This window comes from Bizionia myxarmorum (assembly GCF_008086205.1).
GTDB lineage: Bacteria > Bacteroidota > Bacteroidia > Flavobacteriales > Flavobacteriaceae > Algorimicrobium > Algorimicrobium myxarmorum.
In genome coordinates, this window is record NZ_VSKK01000008.1 from 1 (window position 1) to 3,991 (window position 3,991).

At 31.8% G+C, this 3,991-nt stretch carries 4 protein-coding genes; all 4 read right to left on the reverse strand.

The window, feature by feature from the left end:
- Nucleotides 1–139: 139 nt before the first annotated feature.
- The 4 genes from ES674_RS15255 to ES674_RS15270 all read right to left on the reverse strand — a co-directional run bounded on the left by ES674_RS15255 (nt 140) and on the right by ES674_RS15270 (nt 2,800).
- Nucleotides 140–643, reverse strand: a complete 504-nt coding sequence (locus ES674_RS15255; RefSeq protein ID WP_148405503.1) for a tetratricopeptide repeat protein — start codon at nt 641–643, stop codon at nt 140–142.
- Between the two features lie 156 nt (nt 644–799).
- Nucleotides 800–1,327 (reverse strand): hypothetical protein, encoded by a 528-nt coding sequence (locus ES674_RS15260; protein WP_148405505.1) that lies wholly within the window; start codon nt 1,325–1,327, stop codon nt 800–802.
- A gap of 239 nt (nt 1,328–1,566) precedes the next feature.
- The gene (locus tag ES674_RS15265) at nt 1,567–1,911 is read right to left on the reverse strand and encodes a hypothetical protein (protein WP_148405507.1); all 345 of its coding nucleotides are present in this window, start codon (nt 1,909–1,911) and stop codon (nt 1,567–1,569) included.
- Between the two features lie 202 nt (nt 1,912–2,113).
- Nucleotides 2,114–2,800 carry a hypothetical protein gene (locus ES674_RS15270; protein ID WP_148405508.1) on the reverse strand — a complete coding sequence of 229 codons (687 nt, stop codon included), beginning with the start codon at nt 2,798–2,800 and terminating at the stop codon, nt 2,114–2,116.
- Nucleotides 2,801–3,991: the final 1,191 nt, after the last annotated feature.

The following is a 3,991-nucleotide window of genomic DNA, read 5'->3' on the forward strand; positions in this document are numbered from 1 at the left end:
ATGTAATAAGCTCTTAAAACAGGCCTTTGCAATTGCTAAATCAGGATTAATATATGAAGATACTTACAGAAGTACTTTGGTGAAAAATTAAATCAATTTCACTTGGTTTTTACCACAGTACTTTGTTGTAAACAGTTTTTTATTCACAATTTAGATTTAATCTTAACTCAACATCTCTATTTCCTAATTCCAAGGATTTTTTCCAATTCTCACAAGCTTTTTCATTTTCAGAATTCAGTTTGTAAGCATTTCCTAAATTAGCATATACAATTGGATAGTCGGGTTTGATTCGGATTGACTCCTTATAATCAGATATTGCTTTTTGGTTATTTCCCATTTTCATATAAATAAGTCCACGATTCATATGAGCTTCGTTATCATTCGGATTCAGTTCGAGAGATTTTGTATAATCAGCAATTATTTGAGTTTCTTTTCCGCCAATCAATTGTTGTGCATATGCTCGGTTATAATATGCGTCTGAATATTCAGGGTTATCTTGAATGGCTTTTGTGAAATATTCAATCGCTTTTTCTTGATTTCCTTGCCTTGCTTGATAAATTCCAAGATTATAATTATCAGTTCCGTTGCAACTGAAAATTGTAATTATTAATGTCAGAATTATAAGATTTTTAAGTTTTCTCAATGTTTGTGTCAAATTGTTTACAACGTTTATGTATAAGAATAGTTGCGGGTTTGTATGCGAGGAATTTCCGAAGGAAATTCAGACGTTACAAACACGCAACGACCTTTGATTAAGCACTAAACCGCAATTATTTTTATACGGTGTTGTAGGTAGTTTTTATTTTTCACTTTTTGTAATTCGGTCGAATTTTTCTTTTAATCGTATATAATCTTCTCCATTTAAATTCTTGGTTTCAAATTCCAATTTATTCAGTTTCTTTCTAACATCTTCAATTTCGTCGGTTTCATAAATATTCATTTTTCGGATAAAGTTTATTCCTTCAGTTTCCGTTTTGAAATATGTTCTTGAGTCAACTAATGTTGCGTAAGGTTCATTTTCCAAACGTTTTCTTTTATAAAGTAAAGCATCTTTTCCACTAATTATTTCTCCTAATATAAAACCGTTTTTTTCGTAAAAATTCAGTTCAATATCCATTAATTCGGTGTGAGTGAATTCTACCTTTATTTTTTTACTTTCTCCTGCTTTATATTCTGTCGTTGTAGATTTTCCTTCTTTTTCTTCAACTACTTTAGAGTCAATCAAAACAGCGTTTTTATCAGTTTCAGATATCGATTTTTTAGTTTCGTTCAGCCAATCAGTTTGAAGTCCAAAAACGATAAATATTATAATTAAAATTTTGTTCATAATGCTGGTTTTAAATTACCTACAACGTTGATGTATAAGAATAGTTGCGGGTTTGTATGCGAGGATTTTCCGAAGGAAAATCAGACGTTACAAACACGCAACGACCTTTGATTAAGCACTAAACCGCAATTATTTTTATACGGTGTTAGCAAACGTTTTTTGTCCGCTAATTTCCTCTTTTCTATTTATTTTTCAACCTCAAAACTTAACTTATAATTTAGATTTTTGAAGTAAAATTGCTATTCTTCCTCAATGGTTACTTCTCGATTTGTGTCAAGATTTGGATTATCGTATTTTGAATTATTTGTAATATTAATTGTCACATTAAGTCGTTCAAGAACATCGCTAACTGAAAGTTCAACTGTAGGATAAACAGTTACTAAAACTTCATTTTCGTCAGTACTTTCGTCGTTATCTTTACACAAAAGTGATACGCTAATTTCTTCAGTTCCGTGAAGTGAAATTCCGATGATTGTATACCTTTCTCCTAAATTACATTGTTCCGCTATTTGATTATAATTAATATTTGAAATGTCGGCTGAAGCGTGTCCAATTCTATCGTTGTATTGTACTGATGGTTTCATAATCTTTTATTTTTTTTTTAGTTGTAAAAGTGTTTATTTTAAGTTACGAGTTTTTTTCAAATGTTTGCTAACGGTTTTGTATATGAAAAGTGCGTGCTTGTGTCAGAGGATTTTCGGAACGAAAATCGGATGAAAGCAAGTACGCACTTTCTTTTGATTTAGCAATAAACTACGCATTTTTTATATACAGTGTTAGCCACAGTTATTTCTTTTTATTAAATTCCAAAATATCGTTTACAATTTTTAATACATCAGAATCCTGTTCAAATTTCACTAATTGTTTTTTTATACTATTTGTTGGATATTCTAATTGTGTAAAAAAATAGTTTTTAATTAGAGATTTCAACCTCGTTCTTTCAGTAGCTCTTAAATCTGAAGTTTCTATATGAAAACTTATCAGATCATATTCTGCCATTAAAAATTTCCAATCCGAATAGATTGGTATATGGCTATGAGATTCAAAGTTTTCTTTAGTCCAATAATCCCTGATTTGATTGACATAGGCATTAATTGCAGACATTCCAGTATAATTCTCAAAAGCCAAATTTTGAAAATCGTTCTTTAAAGCTTGAAATAAGTCTAAAATCACTTGAAAATTTCTGTCTTTTTTTTGGTTTTCAATCTCATTATTTAATAGGGTAAATTGAATTTTATTTGCATTTATTTGTGCCTTGAAAGAAAGAAATATTAAGATAGCTCCAATTAAATTAATTATTGGTGCAGTAATTCCCCCAATTGTATCACCTATTTGACCAGTATTACTGAAGTCAAAATCATTCCAAATTGCTGGACGAGTAAAAATATATAAACTTGAAAAGAGTATTAATGTTACACCAATTATCAGTATATAAAACTTGTAGTTGAAGATTGGTCGTTCTTTGTTTGTCATTCAGAATCGTTTTTTTTTTTTTTTTAATTGTGGCTAACGTTTGGTGTATGAAATGTGCGGGTTTGCGTCCGAGGATTTTCCGAAGGAAAATCGGAAGGTGGCAAACGCACATTTACACTTGATTAGGGACTAAAGTAAGCATTTTTTATACACTATGTTGGCAACCGTTTATTTTTTAAAAACCAAACGGTTGGATTGGGTTTGAAGCCAGTTGGCAGTTTAAAATCGGTTTTTTAGTTTTATTAAATCGACAGAATTGAGCGCAACAGTGGTAAATCGGAAGCACGAGATGTTCCGTAACAGTGATAAATCGGAAGAATAGAGTGAGATCTTTTTTTTAGAATTTTTTACCGTGTAGCAATGGTTGCCAACGTTATGTGTATGAAACGTAGCGTATAAAAATACAATAATTTTCAGATTAGCAATTAGCCAAATCTTTGATTTGGAACTTACTTTTCATTATTAAAGCCCAAATCAAAGATTTGGCGGACTTTCCAAATAAGCACAGACCTTTGGATAAAGCCCAAGCCCAGCTATGTTTTATACACCCTGTTGTATGCCGTTTTTTATCTGCGCTCTGTTATTTTTCCCGCGTCCGAGTAAGTCTGTTGTTTTTTTTTTCGAGCGTCCGAGTAAAGTCCGACGTTGAGATTTCGAGCGTCCGAGTAAAGTCCGACGTTGAGATTTCGTACGACCGAGTAAAATCCGACGTCCAGATTGCGTGCGACCGAGTAAAATCCGATTTATCACGCTTTTTAGCGTGTACGTTTTTTTTACGTCAGGCTAAAATCCGATTTTTTTATTTCGGATATTTTTTGGTTTCGTTTTCCAGATTCCAGATTCGGTCAGTTTTTCAATTCCAGATATTTTGTTGTCGATAAAACGGTCCTTGGGATTTTACCCTTAAAAAACCAAAAAAAAAATCGATTTTCGTTCCGCATAAAATCCGCTGTTTTTATTTTCGGATTCGGTATGGATTTTCATTTTTTATTCCGTCCGCATTTTTAAGGGTCATTTTTTTTGAATTTTTCAGTTTCAGCGGGATTTTTTTTCAAATGGCATACAACGGTTTTGTATATGAAAAGTGCATACTTGTGTCAGAGGATTTTCCGAAGGAAAATCGGAGGAAAGCAAGTACGCACTTACCTTTCATTAAGCACTAAACTACGCATTTTTTATATACAGTGTTGT

Excerpts from the sequence above, each read along its gene's own strand:
- ES674_RS15270 (WP_148405508.1), bottom strand. The coding sequence starts at position 2,800 with ATGACAAACAAAGAACGACCAATCTTCAACTACAAGTTTTATATACTG.
- ES674_RS15265 (WP_148405507.1), bottom strand. The coding sequence starts at position 1,911 with ATGAAACCATCAGTACAATACAACGATAGAATTGGACACGCTTCAGCC.
- ES674_RS15260 (WP_148405505.1), bottom strand. The coding sequence starts at position 1,327 with ATGAACAAAATTTTAATTATAATATTTATCGTTTTTGGACTTCAAACT.